The 20,894-nt window shown below is 57.7% G+C and carries 13 protein-coding genes and 1 pseudogene; 9 read left to right on the top strand and 5 right to left on the bottom strand.

What is annotated here, in order from left to right; all coding sequences use genetic code 11:
• Positions 1-178: 178 nt before the first annotated feature.
• A complete protein-coding gene (locus tag EMQ_RS10270; RefSeq protein ID WP_010668276.1) occupies positions 179-1,141 on the bottom strand; it encodes a glycosyltransferase family 8 protein in 963 nt (320 codons plus the stop codon).
• A gap of 277 nt (positions 1,142-1,418) precedes the next feature.
• On the bottom strand, positions 1,419-3,680 hold the full coding sequence (locus EMQ_RS10265; protein ID WP_231367955.1) for a protein-disulfide reductase DsbD family protein: 2,262 nt from the start codon (positions 3,678-3,680) through the stop codon (positions 1,419-1,421).
• Between EMQ_RS10265 and hrpB the strand changes: the two genes are divergently transcribed.
• From hrpB to infC, 3 genes are all read left to right on the top strand, one after another.
• Positions 3,658-6,198, top strand: a complete 2,541-nt coding sequence (gene hrpB, locus EMQ_RS10260; RefSeq protein ID WP_010666696.1) for an ATP-dependent helicase HrpB — start codon at positions 3,658-3,660, stop codon at positions 6,196-6,198. The genes EMQ_RS10265 and hrpB overlap by 23 nt on opposite strands.
• Before the next feature lie 118 nt (positions 6,199-6,316).
• Positions 6,317-7,534, top strand: a complete 1,218-nt coding sequence (locus tag EMQ_RS10255; RefSeq protein WP_010666697.1) for a S1C family serine protease — start codon at positions 6,317-6,319, stop codon at positions 7,532-7,534.
• A 258-nt stretch (positions 7,535-7,792) separates the two neighbouring features.
• Complete coding sequence (infC, locus tag EMQ_RS10250; RefSeq protein ID WP_026200089.1) at positions 7,793-8,314, top strand: translation initiation factor IF-3; 522 nt, start codon at positions 7,793-7,795, stop codon at positions 8,312-8,314.
• Positions 8,315-8,496: 182 nt separating this feature from the next.
• Here the strand turns inward: infC and EMQ_RS10245 are convergent, their stop codons facing one another.
• Positions 8,497-10,236 carry an ATP-binding protein gene (locus tag EMQ_RS10245; RefSeq protein WP_373278057.1) on the bottom strand — a complete coding sequence of 580 codons (1,740 nt, stop codon included), beginning with the start codon at positions 10,234-10,236 and terminating at the stop codon, positions 8,497-8,499.
• 251 nt (positions 10,237-10,487) lie between these two features.
• Positions 10,488-11,243 (bottom strand): response regulator transcription factor, encoded by a 756-nt coding sequence (locus tag EMQ_RS10240; RefSeq protein ID WP_010666700.1) that lies wholly within the window; start codon positions 11,241-11,243, stop codon positions 10,488-10,490.
• Between the two features lie 257 nt (positions 11,244-11,500).
• Here EMQ_RS10240 and EMQ_RS10235 point away from each other — a divergent pair, with 257 nt between their 5' ends.
• The 3 genes from EMQ_RS10235 to dnaJ all read left to right on the top strand — a co-directional run bounded on the left by EMQ_RS10235 (position 11,501) and on the right by dnaJ (position 15,508).
• Positions 11,501-12,112 (top strand): nucleotide exchange factor GrpE, encoded by a 612-nt coding sequence (locus EMQ_RS10235; protein ID WP_010666701.1) that lies wholly within the window; start codon positions 11,501-11,503, stop codon positions 12,110-12,112.
• Between the two features lie 171 nt (positions 12,113-12,283).
• A complete protein-coding gene (gene dnaK, locus EMQ_RS10230; protein ID WP_018308050.1) occupies positions 12,284-14,194 on the top strand; it encodes a molecular chaperone DnaK in 1,911 nt (636 codons plus the stop codon).
• Positions 14,195-14,362: 168 nt separating this feature from the next.
• Entirely contained in the window at positions 14,363-15,508 is a 1,146-nt protein-coding gene (gene dnaJ, locus EMQ_RS10225; protein ID WP_010669006.1) for a molecular chaperone DnaJ, read from the top strand.
• A gap of 76 nt (positions 15,509-15,584) precedes the next feature.
• Here the strand turns inward: dnaJ and treF are convergent, their stop codons facing one another.
• A complete protein-coding gene (treF, locus tag EMQ_RS10220; protein WP_010666098.1) occupies positions 15,585-17,399 on the bottom strand; it encodes an alpha,alpha-trehalase TreF in 1,815 nt (604 codons plus the stop codon).
• Positions 17,400-17,673: 274 nt separating this feature from the next.
• On the opposite strand from treF, the gene tldD reads away from it, so the two are divergent.
• The 3 genes and pseudogenes from tldD (at position 17,674) to EMQ_RS10210 (ending at position 20,838) form a co-directional block, all read left to right on the top strand.
• A complete protein-coding gene (gene tldD, locus EMQ_RS10215; RefSeq protein ID WP_010666097.1) occupies positions 17,674-19,188 on the top strand; it encodes a metalloprotease TldD in 1,515 nt (504 codons plus the stop codon).
• A 407-nt stretch (positions 19,189-19,595) separates the two neighbouring features.
• A pseudogene (locus EMQ_RS17175) lies at positions 19,596-19,901 on the top strand (hypothetical protein); the annotation flags it as partial.
• 751 nt (positions 19,902-20,652) lie between these two features.
• Positions 20,653-20,838, top strand: a complete 186-nt coding sequence (locus tag EMQ_RS10210; protein ID WP_010667749.1) for a hypothetical protein — start codon at positions 20,653-20,655, stop codon at positions 20,836-20,838.
• Positions 20,839-20,894 lie beyond the last annotated feature (56 nt).

Genomic DNA, 20,894 nt, shown 5'->3' with positions numbered 1-20,894 from the left:
TGGAGTTGCAAAAAAGAAAACGCTGCACAGATGAAGGGGTGGTGAAAAAGACTTCTGATGATCCGCTGAAGAAATTGTCTGGTTGTTGATTTTTAAAGAAAGTTTTTGGTGAAGCTTTTTGAAAAAAGCTTCAGGTCAACAGGACTTCCAAAAACAACCAATAGAATTCAGTGGATGATCAGCTGCCAGTCTTGAAGCCGCTTTTTATATCGGCATTCTGTTCATAAGCGAGAATACGCTGCACGCGTTCGCCCGACCATTCTCGCCTCTCCAGCCAGCGCTTGTATCTTTGCTGAAGGGTATATCGGAACCACCTACCTGCAGACATACGTTTTCGGTAAGATGCGAGTTCTGGAAAAGTGCCTGTGATTTCATCGTAAGGCGAGGAAGCTGTCACATCCCACGGCGGCAGGTTGGCATCCCAAGGCTTGGGGGATGACATGAAGTGGTAGATGCAGGGCGCAATAATGGGATCAAGACCGATATTTCTGAAGAAGATCGGAAAGTTCCATGAAAAAGACATCGAAAGACGATGGTCACGTCCGACAAGATTGAGAACGTCCTGATCGGGATAACGCGTTTTCGACTGGAATAGGCCGAACTTTTCCCATGCTTCGCGCCCTATGCGTCCCCATCCGGCGCGATCGGCATAAAGAACGCCGGAATTGAAATACTGCTTTGCGTCATCGTCAGAAAAACCGAACGCAGAAAAGTGCTCGAGAAATGAGCGTGCTGCGGGGTCATCGTCGCCCACCGCAAAACTCATGGGGTCCGTTACGGCCCCGAATGTTCCTTCGGCAAGAGGCTGTTGCAGGAGGCGGTCCAGGTCGCCCCGTATCTGGGTATCACCATCTACATACAGGAAGCGTTCGTAAGGGCTGGGCAAAAGGTCATCAAGAAAAAGACGGGCTAGCATGGCGGGTGCATGTTCGATATCTCTGGCCGCATAACAGAGAAAGACAATATCATTCTGCTCACACAGTCTGGAAAAGATTTTTTGCGTGGCTGGATCTATATCGATCCCGATCAGAAGGATATCGGTGAGAGCCCTGCTGGAATTGCGTCTCGCCTGTAGGGCGCTGACGAAGCTTGGAAACAGGTAGCCGACGTCGGATGTGTAGCAGACACAGACTTCAGGCATGGAAACTCCCTACGAACGATAGCACTGCTTTGTTTGGTTACTGAATATCGTTTTCTGTCCTGAAAGTATGTTCAGGAAAGTATGATTATGAAACACATAAAGGATTGTTTCACAATAATTTATTCAGACTGATCCGTTGGCTTTGAAAGCTCTTCTTCAATCAGGGAGTGTGGTTTCAATATTTTTGAAAAGGCTTCTTGCTATTGTGAAAATGGAGTGAGCGGTATTTTTGTCGCTTCTGTTTGAAAATAGTCTGAAATGACAGAAGGGTTTCCTGTCACTTTCCTTCAACCGCTTGCACAACCATGTCCGGTGTCAGAACCTGTGGCAAAATGCGTCCCTCTGCATGAGCCGGATAATAAACATAAAGCGGCACGCCATCGCGTCCATGATCATGCAGGAACGTGGTGATGCTGGCATCCCGGTTGGTCCAGTCGCCTTTCATGAAAACAATCCCGTTCTGGGCAAAGGCTTTCTGAACGACAGAGCTTTCAAGCGCCACATGGTCGTTGACAAGGCAGGTGATGCACCATGCCGCTGTCATGTCCACAAAAACAGGCTTTCCGTCTTTTCTTAAAGATGCGAGGCGTTCCGGTGAGAACGCTGTTGCTGTGTCAGCATTTGCGCTCAAGGAATGTGCCGACATTTCCGAGGACGATGGCAGAAGAAGCAGTAATGCGGCAGGCGACAGGGCGATAAGGACTGCCGCAAACATAACGGGAGAGGCTCTGCGGGAAGAAACCGTCCGGGAAAGGGTCATGAGCCAGCCGCTAAAACCCAGGGCCAGAAGTCCGGCGCATCCGATCGCCACCGGGTTGCCGCCGCCCTCCTGAGCAAGAACCCAGATCAGCCAGACGCAGGTTGCAAAGATGGGAAAAGCCAGAATCTGTCGGAAGGTATCCATCCAGCGACCGGGGCGGGGAAGAAACCGTCCCGCATTCGGAACAAGGGTAAGCGCCAGATAGGGACTGGCCAGTCCAAGACCCATGGCCAGAAAAATACCGAGCGCCGCCAGAGGAGGCGCTGCGAGCGCGCCTGCGATGGCGGCTCCCATGAAGGGCGCCGTGCAGGGTGTCGCCACAAGAACGGCGAGCAATCCGGTCAGAAAATCCCCCGAAAGACCGCGATGCCGGGTCAGAATGGACTGGCCGGCGCTGATGACGGGCAATTCAAATAGGCCAAGCTGACCCAGTCCGACCGCAAACAGAAACCAGCAGATTCCGGCAACAAACACAGGCGACTGGAACTGGAAACCCCATCCGGCCGATAGCCCGGCATGACGCACCACCAGCATCACAGCCCCAAGCAATCCGAACATCGCCAGCACTCCCGCCGTATAGGCGAGACCGCTTTGAAAGTGCTTCCGGTCTTCATGCAGGCGTAAAATTGCCAGCGCCTTCATGGCCAGAACCGGAAAGACACAAGGCATCAGGTTCAGGATAAGGCCACCAAGAAAGGCAAAGGCGACGAGCGCCAGCCAGCCAGTCTCGGGCGCATGGGGCACGGCTGCTGCAACAGGGGTGGCGCTGAAGGACAGGACGCTTTTTTCATTGGCCGCGTCCCGCAACTCCAGAAGACCAGCAAAGGATTTTCCACCATTGAATCCTTCCTCCGGCTTGAGGCGAAGCGTCATCTGCCCTTGATCGACCGTCAGAGGTTGTGGCGCGACCTGATCAATGCGCCCGGCCTCGTCCGGGATGACCCATGCCTGCTTGACTGCCTGCGAGGAAAGGCCGTCGCCCCGCACGGTCAGCAGGCCGTCCGGTGTGATGGTTGTCTGAAAAGGAGAGGGACGGGGCTGCTGCTCCGCCGCGTGTCTGAAGAGCGGAGCCTGCGCAGAAGGTGTGGCTGCTCCCATCGGCAGATCCAGGTGAAAATCACCTTGCTCCGGAACACAGACAGCCGCACACACAAGCCAGTCCGCATGAGCGCTGATGGTCACGGTTTGACTCTGCGTGTCGGCAGTTTGCGGCGTGACTGTGACCGGCAAAAGAGCATCGCCGGTATAGCCGTACGACATCAGCGGGCCTTCCGGCAGACGTTCCGGCGCAGGCCATTCGATGGCGTCCGCCTTACCGGAAAGGTTGCCGGACAGGGTAACGGTCAGGTTCACCGGTTCGCCCGCGTCGCCGGGATTTTTCCAGTAGGTGTGCCAGCCGGGTTTCAGATGCAGAAGCAGTCCGGCCTTGAAGGGATGCCCCGCTTCGATCCTGTCAGTGTCGGTTACAAGGCTGGCCGTGTCCCGTTCGCTTGTGACTACCTGACTTTCAGCCGCAGGGGCAGGAAGGGACAGGAACAGTCCGGCAAGCGCGAGGAAGCTGGTGGACAGGGTGCGGAGAGTGCGCAGGGTCGCGCTCCTGTGACAGTGACGGGATGGACGGACCTCTTTACAGCAAACTGGCGATAGCGGGGAGCAGCGTTCTGTCGAATGAAAACCCGCCGCAAAACCGCCCCATGAAACAGACAGTCCATCTGGGGAGATTGCTCCGCCTTCCGCCTCCCGCCATAACCGCAGCATGAACGACAGAACCGCCATCATCGCCGCACTGCTGAACGCGCCGGGAGAGGAACTCCCTGTCAGAGTCTGCCTGCCTGCACTGACCGCGACGCTGGAGGCACAGCCCAACGCCGTGCTGGTGGCCCCGCCGGGAGCAGGCAAGACCACGCTCGCTCCACTGGCTCTGCTTGAGGCGTCATGGCGCGGGGAGGGCGAGCGGATCATCATGCTCGAACCCAGACGGCTGGCGGCGCGCGCGGCGGCGCAGAGAATGGCGTCGCTGCTGGGCGAGCGGGCCGGGGAGACGGTTGGATTTCGCACACGTCTGGAAAGCGCGGTCTCGGACGCGACCCGTATTGAGGTCGTGACGGAAGGACTGTTCCTGCGTCGCCTGCTGTCCGATCCGACGCTGGACGATGTGGCCTGCGTGATCTTCGATGAAATCCACGAGCGCTCTCTGGATGCCGATCTGGCGCTCGCTTTCTGCCTCGATCTTCAGCAGACGCTGCGTCCCGATCTCCGCCTGCTCGCCATGTCGGCGACGGCGGATACGGCGACGCTGTGCGATCTGATGCAGGCTCCAGTCGTGGAAAGCGAGGGACGGCAGTTCCCCGTTGAGATTCGTCATGCGAAACGTGACCTGACCTCGCCGCGTGACCTGCCGATGGAAGCCGCCCGCGCCGTGCGCGAGATGCTGATGGAACACGAAGGCGACATTCTCGTGTTCCTGCCGGGGACCGGTGAGATCAGACGCGCCATGACCGAATTGCAGGGAGCGTCTGCGCTGGTGCTGCCTCTGCATGGTGAACTGCCTCCCGCCGAACAGGCCCGTGTGCTGACGCCCGAGCCGGATGGTCGGCGTCGTGTGATCCTGTCCACCTCCATCGCCGAGACGTCGCTGACTGTGCCCGGCGTGCGGATTGTGATTGATGGCGGTTTTCGTCGAGCGCCGCGTTTCGATCCCGGGGCCGGACTGGCGCGGCTAGAAACGATGCGCATCTCCCGTGCGGCGGCCACTCAGCGGTCGGGCCGTGCCGGCCGTGAAGCGCCCGGTTCCAGTCTAAGGCTCTGGACGGAGGCGACGGGGCGCGGACTTGCTCCACATGATCGCCCGGAAATTCTGGATGCCGATCTGTCCGATTTCGTGCTGGCCACCAGTCTCTGGGGGGATGCTATGGGCGGTGAGAGCGCTCTCCGTTTTCCCGATCCGCCTCCCGCAGGTGGAGTCGCGGCGGCGCGTGAGCTGCTGGTCCAGTTGGGCGCTGTGAACGACGACGGACACCCGACGGAACTGGGGCGCAGAATGGCGTCGCTTGGCACGCATCCGCGTCTGGCGGCGATGATGGTGGCCGCCCGCAACCCGACTGAAGCATCGCTGGCCGCTGATCTGGCGGCGCTCCTGGAAGAACGCGACCCTCTCCGTCCTAGAGGGGGCGGACGTTCCGGCGGTCCTCCGCCTGTGCCGCCGGCGGATCTGTCGCTTCGTCTGGATCTCATTGCGGGTGGCGATCATCCGGATGCGGACCGGGGCGCTCTGGCGCGGATCAGACAGGCGGCGGGACAGTTCAGACGCCGTCTCGGGCTGCGTGCGCAGACGCCTGCTGTGGGCGATGTTGCGGCGCTCGTGGCGGCGGGGTTCCCTGATCGCATCGCGCAGGCCCGAGGAGAGCCGGGGAGTTATCGCCTCTCAGGCGGAGGCAGCGCCCGCATCAGCAAGGCGGACAGGTTGGGCGAGGGCAAGCTGCTGGCGGTAGCCTCCCTGTTCCTGCGGAAAAGCGCCGAAATCAGACTGGCCGCGCCGCTTGATCCGAACAACCTCCCGCAGGCGCTGCTGGATCGGGCGACCGAGCAGGTGGAAACAGCGCTCGACTCGACGACTGGCTCGATCATCGCGCGACGTCGTTTACGTGTCGGAGCACTGGTCCTGCGTGATCGGACCGAAACGGTGAAGTGTGAGGATGCCTCGGAGCTTCTGCTGGCGCAGGTGGCAGGTTCGCTCGATACGGCTCTGACATGGACAGAGGCAGCCAGACAGTTTCAGGCCCGTATCATTGTTTCACGGGAAACACTCGGTCGAACCGATCTTCCTGATCTATCGAATGAGGCGCTTTCAGCGTCTGTCGCGGAATGGCTGTCGCCGTGGCTGAATGGTGTGACGACGCTGACCGCGCTGAAGGGGCTCGATCTGCTGGCGATCCTGCGCAGTCGCCTTCCTCATGCAGAACTGGTCGCTCTGGACAGGGAGCTGCCAACCGAACTCGCCCTGAAAGGAGGGCGCATAAAGGTGGATTATACCGAGCCGGTCCCTGTCGCGGCGGCACGGGCGCAGACCTTCTACGGCACGACGGAGACGCCACGTCTGGCGGGAGGCCGAGTGCCTCTGCGGCTGGCGCTGCTGTCTCCCGCCGGACGTCCACAGGCTTTGACGGCGGATCTGGCGTCGTTCTGGACGAATGGCTGGCTGGATATGCGCCGTGACATGCGGGGACGGTATCCACGCCATGACTGGCCGGAGAACCCGGCGGTGGCGACCCCGCCCGAGCCACGAAAAAGACACTAAGACGCGGCATCCGTGCCACAGTGTGACATAAATTAGCAGTCGTGTTGTATCTTTAGGATTGTATTCACGTTTCGTTTATCTCAACGCATCAGGGTGTGATGAAGATGCTGAACGCATAATGACCGGACTATCCTGCTTTCGGCCTTCCCGTCTGCGCCTCGGCTGGCGTCGGGACAGGCTTTCTCTGCCCGCCAGAAGCCGTTTTGCCCTTTCCCTGCTGTCCGCAGGCCTGTTGGCCGGGCAGGGGTTCGAGGTCATGACTCCGGCTCATGCCGATGGTGTATCTCCTCCGGTTGCTCCCCCTGTCAGCAACGACATGGCGGCTGTCCTCGGGGTGGCGCGGCCACTGACGTTTGCACCTCTCGTCAAGAAGGTGGGACCTGCTGTCGTCAATATCGCCGTGACACGGGACATCAACCCTTCCAGCAGCAAACGTCTCCACGTCCTGCCGGACGTCAAGGGAACGCCGCTTGAACGCCGTTTCCGGGAACGTCTGAGGCGGCATGGCGAGGAGATGCTGGGCGCTGGTTCCGGCTTCATCATCGACCCATCGGGCATCATCGTTACCAACAATCACGTTGTTGGCGATGCGTCGAACATCACGGTGTCGCTGGCCAACGGACATGAACTCCCGGCGCGGGTCATGGGTGTGGATGACCTGACCGATATTGCGGTTATCAAGGTCGAGAGTCTGACGCCTCTGCCCTATGTGAAATGGGGCGAGAGTCGGCAGGTACAGGTGGGTGACTGGATCATGGCCGCGGGTAACCCGTTTGGTCTGGGGTCATCCATTACGGCAGGAATCGTGTCAGCGCGTGGACGCGACATTGGCGCGAGTCCGTTCGATGACTTCCTGCAACTCGATGCGCCGATCAATCCGGGTAATTCCGGCGGCCCGACCTTTAACATGCAGGGTGAGGTGATCGCCATCAACACTGCCATCGTCTCGCCAACAGGCGGCTCGGTCGGGATCGGCTTCTCCATTCCCTCCGAAATTGTGATCCCGGTGGTCGAAGCCTTGCGCACCAGTGGTCATATCGAGCGCGGATGGCTGGGTGTGACGCTTGAGGATGAAGAGGGGCAGGATGGGGCGAGAGTCGTCGATGCTGACAAGGGCGGTGCAGCTCAGCTCGCTGGCCTCAGGAAGAACGATTTCATCATTACTGTTGGCTCCGAGCATGTTGAAAATGCTCGCACCCTGATTCGTATCATTGCCGCCACAAAGCCCGGAACGACTCTCCCGTTGACCGTGAGGCGCAAGGCGGTTGTTCTGCAAATGCAGGTATCCGTGGGAACACGGCCTGTTGAGGATGACCGGGATGGTGATGACCAGTGATGTCATCAGAAGAAATCCGGATTTCCCAATGGAGAAAGAAAGGCCGGAACGGTCTTGCGCCGGTTCCGGGCAGTCGCGTCCGGTGATGACCAGTCCTCATCGGGATGGGTATAAATCAAATAAGGTGAGAACACTTGATCTTGACGGTTCCCGTACGCACATAATGCGATTATATGTTAGCAGGGATTCGGGAGCCCGGAGGGGTTGCCGCGCTTTGTGCCGTCACGTTGACAGGAGCTTACCATACCAAGACCACCCATTCCCACCCCGCCTAATCGTGAGGGGCCCCGCGTAAACGAAGAGATTCGCATTCCTCAGGTCCGCCTGATTGATGAGGAAGGCGAAATGCAGGGCGTGATGACGACGCGTGAGGCTCTGGCCCGTGCTTATGGCGTCGGACTGGATCTTCTGGAAATCAGCCCGAACGCTGAGCCGCCGGTCTGCAAGATACTTGATTACGGCAAGTACAAGTATGAACAGCAGAAGAAGCGGAACGAAGCGCGGAAGAAGCAGAAGGTCATCGAGATCAAGGAAGTCAAGGTTCGTCCGAATATCGACGAAAATGACTACCAGGTTAAGATGCGTTCCATGAAGTCGTTCATTGGCGATGGTGACAAGGTCAAGGTCACGCTCCGTTTCCGTGGACGTGAGATGGCGCATCAGGACCTCGGTGTGAAGGTTCTGGAGCGTATCCGCAACGAGATGGAAGAAGAAGCCAAGGTCGAGCAGATGCCGAGGCTTGAAAACCGTCAGATGGTTATGGTCCTCGCACCGCGCTGAAACAGGGCGGTTGAAGACACGGAAAGGGGCACTGAACAGTATTGGTTCAGTGCCCCTTTTTTGTGTTTTACGGTTTGTAGAAAACAATCGGGATCAAAGGGGCCGTGTCCCTTTGTGGGGCATGGGGCAAAGCCCCATCAATAACCATCCGAGCAGGATGCTGTTAAGCGCCAACAGAACCTTTACTCTTCATCGTCCGACGTTCCCGTCTCCGGTGGGCCGGGTAGTCGGCGATCGGACTTCGCATGACCGATCACCTCTCCACCGTGTTCACGGCCGGTCGAGGTCTCGGCCTGTGGCAGGTGGATGATAAAGCGGGCTCCCAGCACTTTTCCGGAAGTATCCATCCGGTTTTCCGCCCGGATGGTGCCTTTCAGCGCCTGAATGATCTGTCGGCTGATGGACAGGCCAAGACCGGAATGTTGCCCGAAATGCTCTGATTTCGGACGCTCGGAATAGAAGCGGTCAAAGACGGAATCGAGCTTCGAGGCAGGAATACCTGGCCCTTCATCGGCAACAGACATCTCCACGAAGGGGCCAGCTGCATGCGCTTCCAGCCAGATACGACCGTTAGGTGGGGAGAAGGAAATGGCGTTGCCGATCAGGTTGCGTAGAACCTGCACGAGCCTGTCCTCGACCGCCAGAGCCCGGAGCGGGTGCGCAGGCGTATCATCATGGACGTTTACAATGATTTCCGGCTGATCCGGCTTGCGGGTGGCCTGATGAATCTCGGCGAGAACAGAAAGCAGAGGTCCCACGGCTACAGGTGTTGCGCGTGCACGTGATAGTTCAGCATCCAGCCGGCTGGCGTCAGAGATATCGGTAATCAGCCGATCAAGCCGTCGGACATCCTCTGCGATGATCGTCAGAAGACGTCGCTGGCGCTCCACGTCGTCAATGCGGAGGAGCGTCTCGATGGCGGAGCGGATGGACGTCAGCGGGTTCTTGATCTCGTGAGATACATCGGCGGCGAAACGCTCGATTGCATCCATGCGTGTCCACAGGGCCTGCGTGCTGTCCTGTAGAGCGCGGGCGAGATCGCCGATCTCATCACTACGACCCAGCAGGCTGCTGGGCACGGTGCCGGAACGTCCGGAGCTTTCCCGCATGATATGTGCGGAGGTGGCAAGCCGCAGCAGGGGACGGGCGATGGTGAGTGACAGATACCACGAGAGCAGCACCATGATCGCCATGGCCAGCAGAAAAAGCGACAGGATGGATGAGCGGATCTTGAAGAGCGATGTGTCGATCGCCTCGCCGGTACGCGTCAGCTGTAGAATGCCGACCGTCTGTCCGTCATGGACGATGGGTTCCGCAATGGTGATGACCAGTGTGTGGTTTTCTGTCCGACGGATGTAGGGCGGCGTTTCCACCTCATCAAAGGAATGGTCGTTCGGTGCCCTGATGGTGGGAGGGTGTGGATGGCCATCGTCCCGCAATGGCCCATCATCCACCCCGCCGACAAGAAAATCGATGACGGATCGCATGATGCCGGGATGGGGCGGGGGTTCGACTGCGTCTCCTGGAAGGGGCGTTTCCTGCACATCCGGCGGCAACGGCGGGTTGCTCGCAAGGTGATGCGCCAGTTTTTCCTGATGACTGTCGGCAATCAGCTGTCCGTCAGGCGAATAGACGCGGGCATCCGCTCTGGGACTTGGTTCCGTAAGGCGCAGCAGGAGAGGGCGGGTCAGCCCCGGTTCAAGCGTATAGGCTTCGGCGGGAAGCGCCGGATTGCGATGTGAATGGCTGACCGGATTCTGGATGACGGCGCTCTGACCGAGAGCGCCCGCATAGATACGCGCCTGTTCCCGCAACGCCCCGACTTCGGCCGCCAACAGACTATTGCGGAACTGGTTGAGAAACAGCAGCGTCATGCCGAAAACGGCAAGCGGCAGGATGTTGACCAGCAGGATGCGACGCATCAGCGGCGAAATCAGCCGTTTGGGGGTGCCGGCGTCACGCTGTCTGGACGACAGAAAGGTTGTCGCCTTCAGTATTGCCCGGCGACAGACGGCGAGGGCGCGCGCAACAGGAGCAGGAAGCTCCGGCTTCGACCGGGCCAGTTTTCTGATTTCGCCCGAAAGATGGGTCAGGCTTGCGGGAAGAGTGACTTTCCGGTGAGGCTCGCCTTCCGGTGGAGTGGTCACCGCTCTTCCCCTGCCTGCCTCATGGTTCAGTCTTCCTTGTAGCGGTAGCCGATACCGTACAGCGTTTCGATCTGGTTGAAGGCGTCATCGACCTGCCGGAATTTCTTCCGCACGCGCTTGATGTGGCTGTCGATGGTCCGGTCGTCCACATAGATATTGTCGCCGTATGCCGCGTCGATCAGCTGGTCGCGGGATTTGACCAGACCGGGACGGGAGGCCAGCGCCTTGACCAGCAGGAACTCGGTGACGGTCAGGGGCACATCAGTGCCTTTCCACTGGCACCGGTGACGGGCCTCGTCGAGGGTCAGGTCGCCGCGGATCAGAGTGTTGCTGGTGATTTCGCCGGCAGCCTCGGCGCGGTTGACGTCATTGCGGCGCAGAAGCGCACGGATGCGCTCGATCAGAAGTCGTTGCGAAAAGGGTTTCGTGATGTAGTCGTCAGCTCCCAGCCGCAGCCCCATCAACTGGTCTACTTCCTCATCCTTGGAAGAAAGGAAAATGATCGGCAGGTTGGAGCGGGCGCGGAGGCGCTGCAGGAGTTCCATGCCATCCATGCGGGGCATCTTGATGTCAAGAACGGCCAGATCCACCGGATGGCTGGTCAGATCCTGAAGAGCCTGCTCCCCGTCAATGAAGGCACGAACGGCGTAGCCCTCGGCTTCCAGCGTCATCTGGACGGAGGTCAGGATGTGGCGATCATCGTCAACCAGCGCAATCGTCTGTTTTTCTGTCACGAAATTGATTCCCTCCGGGGCGCTGGCGCACCCGTTCTGTAGCTTCATCAAGAGCAAACTGAATGGATAATAGCCGGGTCTGACATGGCGGGCTACCGGGGAGCGGCGGTCGGTATTTTATTTTTAGAGGATTCAGGGGATTAATGCTGATGGCAAATGCAAATAATGAAAGCAAAAATTAACCATTAGGCATGCACCCTGAAGCGGAGGGAGGCGGTAGAAATGCGTTCGGCGGTGGGCTGAGCACAAAATTCGTCCGGTCTGCCTTCTTGTCGATTGCTCCGAGGATGCCTAATTCTTACCGTATGACGAATATGACAGACACACACGAGGCCGGATCGCCAGCGGATGAGGCGGCGACTGACCTCAACGAGCACCATTCCTCCGTTCATGGAGACGCGGCAGCTGCTGATCAGGCGTCTTCGTCTGACGAGGTGATGAGCGCGGCCAGCAACCGGATCAAGGAACTGGAAGCGCAACTCGCTGAAGAGCACGACAAATGGATGCGCTCGGAAGCGGAGATGCAGAATCTTCGGGCGCGGACCAAGCGTGAGATCGACGATGCACGTCAGTACGCCGTGCAGAAATTCGCACGCGATGTCGTGGAAGCGGCTGAGAACCTGAAGCGCGGCCTTGCCAGCCTGCCGCCGAAAACCGAAGGTGAAGACAGCATCATCACCAAGATGCGCGAAGGAATTGAAGGTACGGAACGGTCGTTCCTGTCCATTCTCGAACGTCATGGCGTTGTGTGCAGCGATCCTTCTGGCCAGGCTTTTGACGCCAATCATCATCAGGCCATGGCCGAGCAGCCAAGCCCCGATCATGAGACGGGAACCGTCATGCAGGCCTGGACACCCACATGGACGCTGCATGGCCGTCTGCTGAAACCCGCCATGGTTGTCGTTGCCAAGAATTGAGTCCGTCTGTGTCGTATTTCGGGAGTAACAACTCTTGAAAGCCCGACATGAGGCTCCTACATCGGATTTAAAGATGATGTAGTCAGCCACCATTTATGGCAGGGCTATTGAAATAAGGGGCGTATCCGGTGCTTCGGGCCGTATGCGACCGCTGAAAGAGGATTGAGTTATATGAGCAAAGTTATCGGTATTGACCTTGGTACGACCAACTCCTGCGTAGCCATCCGCGAGGGTAACGAAACAAAGGTTATCGAGAACAGCGAAGGCGCACGCACGACGCCGTCGATGGTGGCGTTCACCGAAGGTGGTGAAATGCTCGTCGGACAGGCCGCCAAGCGTCAGGCTGTCACCAACCCGGCCAACACCCTGTATGCCGTGAAGCGTCTGATCGGCCGTCGCTTTGACGATCCGACCGTTCAGAAGGACAAGGAACTCGTTCCTTACGCCATCGTAAAGGGCGACAATGGCGACGCATGGGTCGAGGCACGCGGCAAGAGCTACGCACCGTCCCAGATCGCTGCGTTCGTGCTTGGCAAGATGAAGGAGACCGCCGAGTCCTATCTCGGTGAGAAAGTCACTCAGGCTGTCATCACGGTTCCGGCCTACTTCAATGACGCCCAGCGTCAGGCAACGAAAGACGCCGGCCGTATCGCAGGTCTTGAAGTTCTGCGTATCATCAATGAGCCGACGGCTGCTGCGCTGGCCTATGGTCTTGAGAAGAAGAACGGCGGCACGGTCGCTGTTTATGACCTTGGTGGCGGCACCTTCGACGTCTCGATCCTCGAGATCTCTGACGGCGTGATCGAAGTGAAGTCCACCAACGGTGACACGTTCCTTGGCGGTGAAGACTTCGACAACCGGATCATCGATTTCCTCGCCAGCGAGTTCAAGCGTGATCAGGGCATCGACCTGAAGTCCGACAAGCTGGCCCTGCAGCGTCTGAAGGAAGCTGCTGAAAAGGCGAAGATCGAGCTGTCCTCCTCCAAGGAGACCGAGATCAACCTGCCGTTCATCACGGCTGACGCTTCCGGTCCGAAGCATCTCGTGGTGAAGCTGACCCGTGCGAAGCTGGAAAGCCTTGTTGACGACCTGATCACCCGGACGATGGAGCCTTGCAAGGCTGCTCTGAAGGATGCGGGCTTGAACGGTTCCCAGATCGACGAAGTCATCCTCGTCGGCGGCATGACCCGTATGCCGAAGGTCATCGAGGCAGTTAAGGAATTCTTCGGCAAGGAGCCTGCCCGTAACGTGAACCCCGACGAAGTCGTGGCGATCGGTGCGGCCATTCAGGGCGCGGTCCTGAAGGGTGACGTGAAGGACGTTCTGCTTCTCGACGTGACGCCGCTGTCGCTTGGTATCGAAACGCTGGGTGGCGTGTTCACCCGTCTGATCGACCGCAACACGACGATCCCGACGAAGAAGAGCCAGACCTTCTCCACGGCTGAAGACAACCAGAACGCCGTGACCATCAAGGTCTATCAGGGCGAGCGTGAGATGGCGGCTGACAACAAGCTGCTGGGCAACTTCGACCTGACCGGTATCGCTCCGGCTCCTCGTGGCGTGCCGCAGATCGAAGTGACCTTCGACATTGATGCGAACGGTATCGTCTCCGTGTCCGCCAAGGACAAGGCGACCGGCAAGGAGCAGCAGATCAAGATCCAGGCTTCTGGTGGTCTGTCCGATGCTGACATCGACAAGATGGTCAAGGATGCCGAGGCGAACGCAACGGCTGACAAGGCCAAGCGTGAAGCGGTTGAAACCCGTAACAACGCAGAAGGTCTGGTCAATCAGGTTGAGAAGTCCCTGTCCGAGGCGGGCGACAAGGTTCCCGCTGCTGACCGTAGCGAAGCGGAAAGCGCTGTCGCTGCAGTCAAGTCGGCTCTTGAAGGAACAGATGCCGAGGCAGTGAAGACTGCATCCGAGCGTCTGACGCAGGCGGCGATGAAGATTGGTGAAGCGGTCTACAAGGCTGAGCAGGCTGGTGGTGCTGGTGCCGAAGGCGCCGCTGCCGGTGGCGCAAAGCCTGACGACAAGGTGGTTGATGCCGATTTTGAAGAAATCGACGACAACAAGAAAGCCTGAGCGGAACTGTTCTGACAGGGTGACCGGATAAACCGGTTTTCCCTGCAAGATAGAGACGCCGAATCTTCAAGGCGCCCGCTCCATTCATTGGGGCGGGCGTTATCTTTTTATACCCTCCAGGCATCCTTTGTGACGCATGTGAGAGGGAGCCCGCTTACGAGGAAATCAATGGCCACGAAACTTGATTATTACGCTGTTCTGGAAGTCACCCGAGAAGTCTCCTCTGACGAACTGAAAAAAGCGTACCGCAAGCTGGCCATGAAATATCATCCGGATCGCAATGCCGGAGATGCGTCTGCGGAAGAGCGCTTCAAGCAGATCAATGAAGCCTATGATGTTCTGAAAGACGCCGACAAGCGCGCAGCCTATGACCGTTTTGGTCACGCGGCGTTTGAAGGTGGCGGCGGTGGCCCGGGCGGGTTCGATTTCGGTGGCGGCTTTGGCGGCGGCGGTCTGGGCGACATCTTCGAGCAGATGTTCGGCGACATGATGGGCGGTCGCCGTGGCGGTGGTGGACGCAGCGCCGGTGCCGACATCCAGACGCAGGTCGAGATCACGCTGGCGGAAGCGTTCACGGGCGTGAAGAAATCCATCACCATCAAGACACGCGTCATGTGCGAGTCCTGTGATGGCACGGGCTCAAAGGACAAGGAAGCTGGCGTCGAGGTTTGCCCGAGCTGTCATGGTGCGGGCAAGGTCCGCGCCCAGCAGGGGTTCTTTGTAGTCGAGCGTCCCTGCCCGAGCTGTCACGGCGCAGGCCGCGTCATCAAGGATCCGTGCCCGGCCTGTCACGGCGTGGGAACTGTCGAACAGCCGCGTACGCTGGAGATCGCGATCCCGGCTGGCGTTGAAGATGGCACGCGAATCAGATTGTCTGGTGAAGGTCAGTCTGGCGGCAAGGGGGCTCCTGCTGGAGACCTGTATGTTCATATCGCCGTTCAGGCCAGTGAGCTGTTCCAGCGGGACGGTTCCAACATTTACTGCCGTGTGCCGCTGCGCATGGCGCAGGCGGCTCTGGGCACTGAAGTGGAAGTGCCTGTCGTTGACGGAACCCGAGCCAGTGTGAAGATCCCCGCAGGAACGCAGAGCGGTGAGCATTTCCGTTTGAGAGGCAAAGGTTTCTCCGTGCTGCGGTCATCGTCGCGGGGCGACATGTATGTGCAGGTTGTCGTTGAAACCCCGCAGAACCTTTCCAAACGTCAGAAAGAACTTCTGGAAGAGTTTGAAAAGGAAGCGGGTGAGCATGTGAAGAGTAGCCCTGAACATGCGGGCTTCTTCTCGCGTGTGAAGGACTTCTTTGAAGGCCGCAGCTAACAGCCACAGTTCTTCAGACCGCCTGATTTTCTGACAAGTAAATCAGGCGGAATGCAGCATGAGAGGTCAGGAAAACCTAATGGTTTTCCTGACCTTTTTCATTTCTTTGAGCCTCATGTGAAGCCGGGTTTTCACGATGGGACGAGGATGAAAGCGTCTGTTTCGTGGTCAGAGGAATCGGCTGCGGATTTTCTGCTGGACCGCTACCCGGAGAGGAATCGTTTTTGGAAGCCTGTCCTGCATAAGGATATTGACCCAGAATATGCTGGGCGACTTGGGGATAACGGTTCATCAGCCCGAGCAGGGTGCCATTGGTCCACCCGAAACCGATCTGCATCGGATATTCACCGCCACCAGCACCTCCTGTCGGACTGATCTCTGGATTGACGACATCATATTTTTCCAGAAGCACACCGCTTTTTTCATAAGTGCCTATGACGCGCTTCATCCAACGCTCTGCGATATCCTGTGCCAGAACATCCTCGCCATACAGGTTGAGCCCCTTGATCGCCATCCACTGGAGCGGAGCCCAGCCGTTTGGTGAATCCCATTGCTGTCCGCTGGTGACATCCGTTGCGACAAGCCCTCCGGGTTTCAGAAGTTTTTCCTTCAGGGTCTTCGCAACGATATGCGCCTGCTGGTCTGTGGCGATATGCAGGAATAGAGGCACAGCCGTCGCCGTTGACAGCACATCGGTCAACTTCCCGGCTTTCCAGTCGTAATCGTAAAAAGCCCCTCTTTTCGGATCCCACAACACGCGACGGATAGCGGCAATGCGGCGGTCTGCATCTGCCTTGTAGAAGGCGGCCTTCTGTTTGTTTCCTGTAAGCTCGTAGGTGCGGGAAAGAGTTTGCGCGAGGTGCGCCACCATGCAGCTCATCTCGATCGTGATGAGATCCGTCGTGTGAATGGTGGAGAGCGTGTGACGGTCCTGCAGCCAGCGTGACGAGAAATCCCATCCTGTTTCAGATCCGGCTCGCAGATTGCGCCAGACCTCGGAAGAGGGGCGGGAGGTTGACGCAGCCGTGGCGATATCCTGCGGGTAGCTCTCGTCGCGTGGGGTATCGAGATCATCCCACGGGCGGGTCAGCAGGGTGCCATCCTTCAGCCGGACAGCATGCCGCCACGCATGACCGGGCGCGAGCTTCGTCTCTCCATCGGTCCAGTATTCGTATTCGCGTTGCAGTTCCGGCAGATACTTGATGTAGGTCCGGTTGCCGTCATGGCTTGCCAGAAGATCTGTCATCAGCGCGAAGAAAGCAGGCTGGGAACGGCCGAGATAATAGGTCCGGCTGCCGTTCGGAATATGTCCGTAGCGGTCGATCAGCGACGCCAGATCCCTGTAGGTGGAGCGCATCAGATCAATGCGTCCGCCCTCATACAGGCCGATCATCGTGAAATAGGTGTCCCAGTAATAGAGTTCCGTAAAACGGCCTCCGGGCACAACGTATTTTTCCGGCAGTGGCAGAAGTGATGACCAGGGAACAGGAGTGTCCGGCTGCCTTGTCAGCACATCCCACATGCCGGTGATGTAATCCCGCACGTTTTCGCCCGGCTTGCGCTGATAGGCGGCGGAGGTGATGGCCGGGATCGTGAAATAGGTGGCGACAAAGGTTTTCAGATCGAAGCCCGGATCATTCTTCTGCGCCCGCCATGTGGCCAGAATCTCTTCCGGTGGTCGGTTCGGATAGGCGTCTGCTGCGGCTTTCGCGTCCGTAAAGATGTGGGCCTTTCCGATGTCGGAAAATAATCCGTCCAGAGCAATTGAGGGAGGACGCAGGTCCTGCTGGGACGGGAGTCTTGGAGCCTGAGGCGGAGGTGTGATTGCAGGATGCAGGGTGATGGTGGGCGGCAGTAAAGGGGCGGATTTATCACGAAAATCGGAAGTCATTGCCGGGTCTCCGGTCCCTGTGGTCTGCGCAGAAGCTGGCCATGACGACAGCAGGGAAGAGGCGAAAAGGCTGGAGGCCAGAGAACATACGAGTAAGGAGAAATGGTGACGCCTCAAGAGAAATCCTTTCGTGCGACCGTGTCCTTGCAGGATAATGACGCAATAACCCTCTGCGGGTTTTCCGGGCCGGAAGAAACCGGTTATGACATAAGGGTGTATCGTGATGGTGAACACCCATAAGGACGTTCCCACTTTCTACCCCGGAGTCTTGCCCATGTCGTCCACTGCCTCAACCCGGAATGTCGCTGTATCTGCCGGTGAAAAGAGCGTGCAGTCCTCGGTCGCGGGGCTTGGGCCTCTTGCCGCCACGGATCATCTTTTCTTCGAACGCGCCGGTGGCCTGCTGAGTCGGGATGAAGCTGAGAGCATGACCGCCCATGCGCTGGAAGGCATGGAGGACGGGGAGCTCTTTCTGGAATACCGGGAAAGTGAAGGGCTGGCTTTGGATGATGGAGTCATTCGTTCGGCTTCTTTCGATACGTCCAGCGGTTTTGGCCTGCGCAGCGTGCTGGGTGAGGAAACCGGTTTTGCCCATTCCGACGAGATCAGCACCTCGTCCCTCAGGCGCGCTGCTGAGACCGTGTCAGCCGTAAGAAATGGCCGGTCCGGCATCATGGCGCCGCCTCCGCGATCGACCAACACGCGCCTCTACAGCGACAACAATCCGCTGCATGAGACGGATTTTGCCCGTCGCGCTGCTTTGCTCGGTCAGATCGACGCTTATGCACGCGGCAAGGACAGCCGGGTCGTGCAGGTGATGGCCTCCATCGCGTCCGAGTGGCAGGCAGTGCAGATCATCCGGGCGGATGGGCTGAGAGTCGCCGATATCCGCCCGCTGGTGCGCCTCAACATCTCTGTCGTGGTGGAAAAGGATGGTCGCCGCGAAAGTGGCACCTACGGCTTTGGTGGTCGTTACAGTGTGACGAAACTGCTGGAGGAAAGCGCCTGGCAGCATGGTGTGAACGAGGCGCTGCGGACTGCCCTGATCAATCTGGATGCGCGGCCTGCTCCGGCTGGTGAAATGGAAATCGTGCTAGGCTCCGGCTGGCCCGGCATTCTCCTGCATGAAGCGGTCGGTCATGGTCTGGAGGGTGACTTCAACCGCAAGAAGACGTCCATGTTCTCGGACCTGATGGGAAAGCGCGTCGCCAGTCCCGGTGTGACGGTGGTGGATGACGGCACATTGCCTGATCGTCGTGGCAGTCTGACTGTCGATGACGAGGGCACGCCTTCGGGTCGGACGGTCATGATTGAGGACGGCATCCTGACAGGCTTCATTCAGGATCGCCTGAACGCCCGTCTGATGGACGTTGCCCCGACAGGGAACGGTCGTCGCCAGTCTTACGGTTATATGCCGCTGCCTCGCATGACCAACACGCTCATGCTGGCGGGACAGGCGAGCACGGACGACATGATCCGCTCAGTGAAGCGCGGACTCTACGCCGTGAATTTTGGTGGCGGGCAGGTGGATATCACGTCAGGTAAATTCGTGTTTGCAGCCTCCGAGGCCTACATGATCGAGGATGGAAAAGTGACGGCACCCGTTAAAGGGGCGACCCTGATCGGCAACGGTGCTGATGCGATGACGTCAATCTCCATGATCGGCTCTGATGTGGCGCTTGATCCGGGGATTGGCACCTGTGGCAAGGCCGGGCAGGGCGTTCCTGTCGGAGTGGGACAGCCTACGCTGAAAATGACAGGTCTGACGGTGGGCGGCACAGCGTCCTGATCAGTTGAAAAGGATCTGGAGCAGAGCGATCGAGGTTCTGCTCTTTTTCAAAACTATAGAGTGAAACCTGATCCTGTTTGACAAGGCTCAGGTCGCCGCTTGTGATGATGCTTGGCAGGGAAGATGTCAGAGCATTTTGAAAGGCAGGTCGATCATCAGCTTCGAGGTAGTAATCAGATAGCAGGGTGATTGATAATTTAAAGTCATTCGCATCGTCAGAAATGAAAATGGGATTGGTAGTCTAACAGTTTTGAGGTTGATTCCAGCCTGCTGCACCGTATTGCATGGAAGAAATCCGAAAAAACATAATGCGGGAATGATTTCTGCTGACAGGACCACTGGTCACCGTTTGGGTCATGGCATGGTCACGCACCATGCGTTTCAACATGATCTGCGAGGCCCGCGGGATCGGGCATCGTCAGACAAAGTCCAATCCTCCGAACCAATGGGCAGGTCGAGCGGATGAACCGCACGATCAGGGAAGCAACTGTTCCGTTACGACAGTCATGACCCGTTGGGGACACATCTCAAGGATTTCATGGCCGCCTATAATTTCGGACGAAGGCTCAAAGACCCTCAGGGGCCTCGTACCTTATGAATACATCTGCAGGACTTGGTCGTCAGAACCAGAAAAATTCATCATCAATCCAGTCCATCAAATCACGGGACTAAATATCCAAGGTCCGTCGACCCTGATTGGAGTATGGTCGTAAAAGCGAACACCCATCGTTTGATCCGGTGCTGATGTTCAGAATAGTGATGATCTGGGCGCTGAACTATCTCTCCAATGGATCGATAGAATATCTTATCAAAGATCGATTATTTTTTCGACAGTTTTTCTAAATCTGAGCTTGCGGTATCGCGCCCCGAACGCAAAGACGGGTTGCTTATTCTGCATAGGCCCAAGATCGTGCGGTCAGCACTCTCTGCGTCGGCACCACTCAGGGGAATGCAGGCTACCTGCCCATGTGTGATCCAAAACAATAACAAAACGAAGAGTCGTCATGTAACCAGAAATCGTCGCCAAAAAGCCTTAAATCAGCTCATCACAAGGGTGTTATATTAAAATTCGTTATGTTTAAGATTAATGCATTTTACCAAACAGTATCTGTTATAGAGGTTGACGGCCTTGCGGTCCTCTACCTACCCTGAATAAATAAAGCTGTTTCTATATTGTTCGGAAACAACGAGGTAATCTAAACCTATGTTACGCTTCAAAATCCGTGAGAGTCGATGTCCGATCGAACGTTGCGCCAGAAGCAGGCGCACGTAATTGGGATTGAGGTATCAATTGGGTCATTGATTGGCGCTCTGAACCTGCCAAAACCATCGAGTGACGCACTGGCTATGGGCAGGCGGTCGAAATCACTGGCCTGATATCTTCAGGGATACGCTTCTGAAATTTGTGCGGTCGATATCCATTCCGGTGCGCGCATCGGTGGCATTTTTGCGGGAGAAACTGCCGTGACCGAGGATGATGTCGCTCTGCTTCAGAATGTGGCGCGTAGAGGTGCAGACGCCGATGCAATCATTCTGCACCTGTTTTCTCCGTTCACTACGGTCGTCGGCAATCCGGCACATGCGATTGGAAAACCTCATGCGGATTTGTCGTCTCTTCAGACTCTCCCGTCTCTAAACTGGGTGATCTAGGAAAATGCTTTTTGAATCATATCAGATCGGAATAAGCGAAAAAATTTCCGGCATGG

It is taken from the genome of Acetobacter aceti NBRC 14818 (assembly GCF_000193495.2).
GTDB lineage: Bacteria > Pseudomonadota > Alphaproteobacteria > Acetobacterales > Acetobacteraceae > Acetobacter > Acetobacter aceti.
Note: the sequence above shows the minus strand (reverse complement) of the source record. Positions and strands in the feature narration are given on the sequence as shown.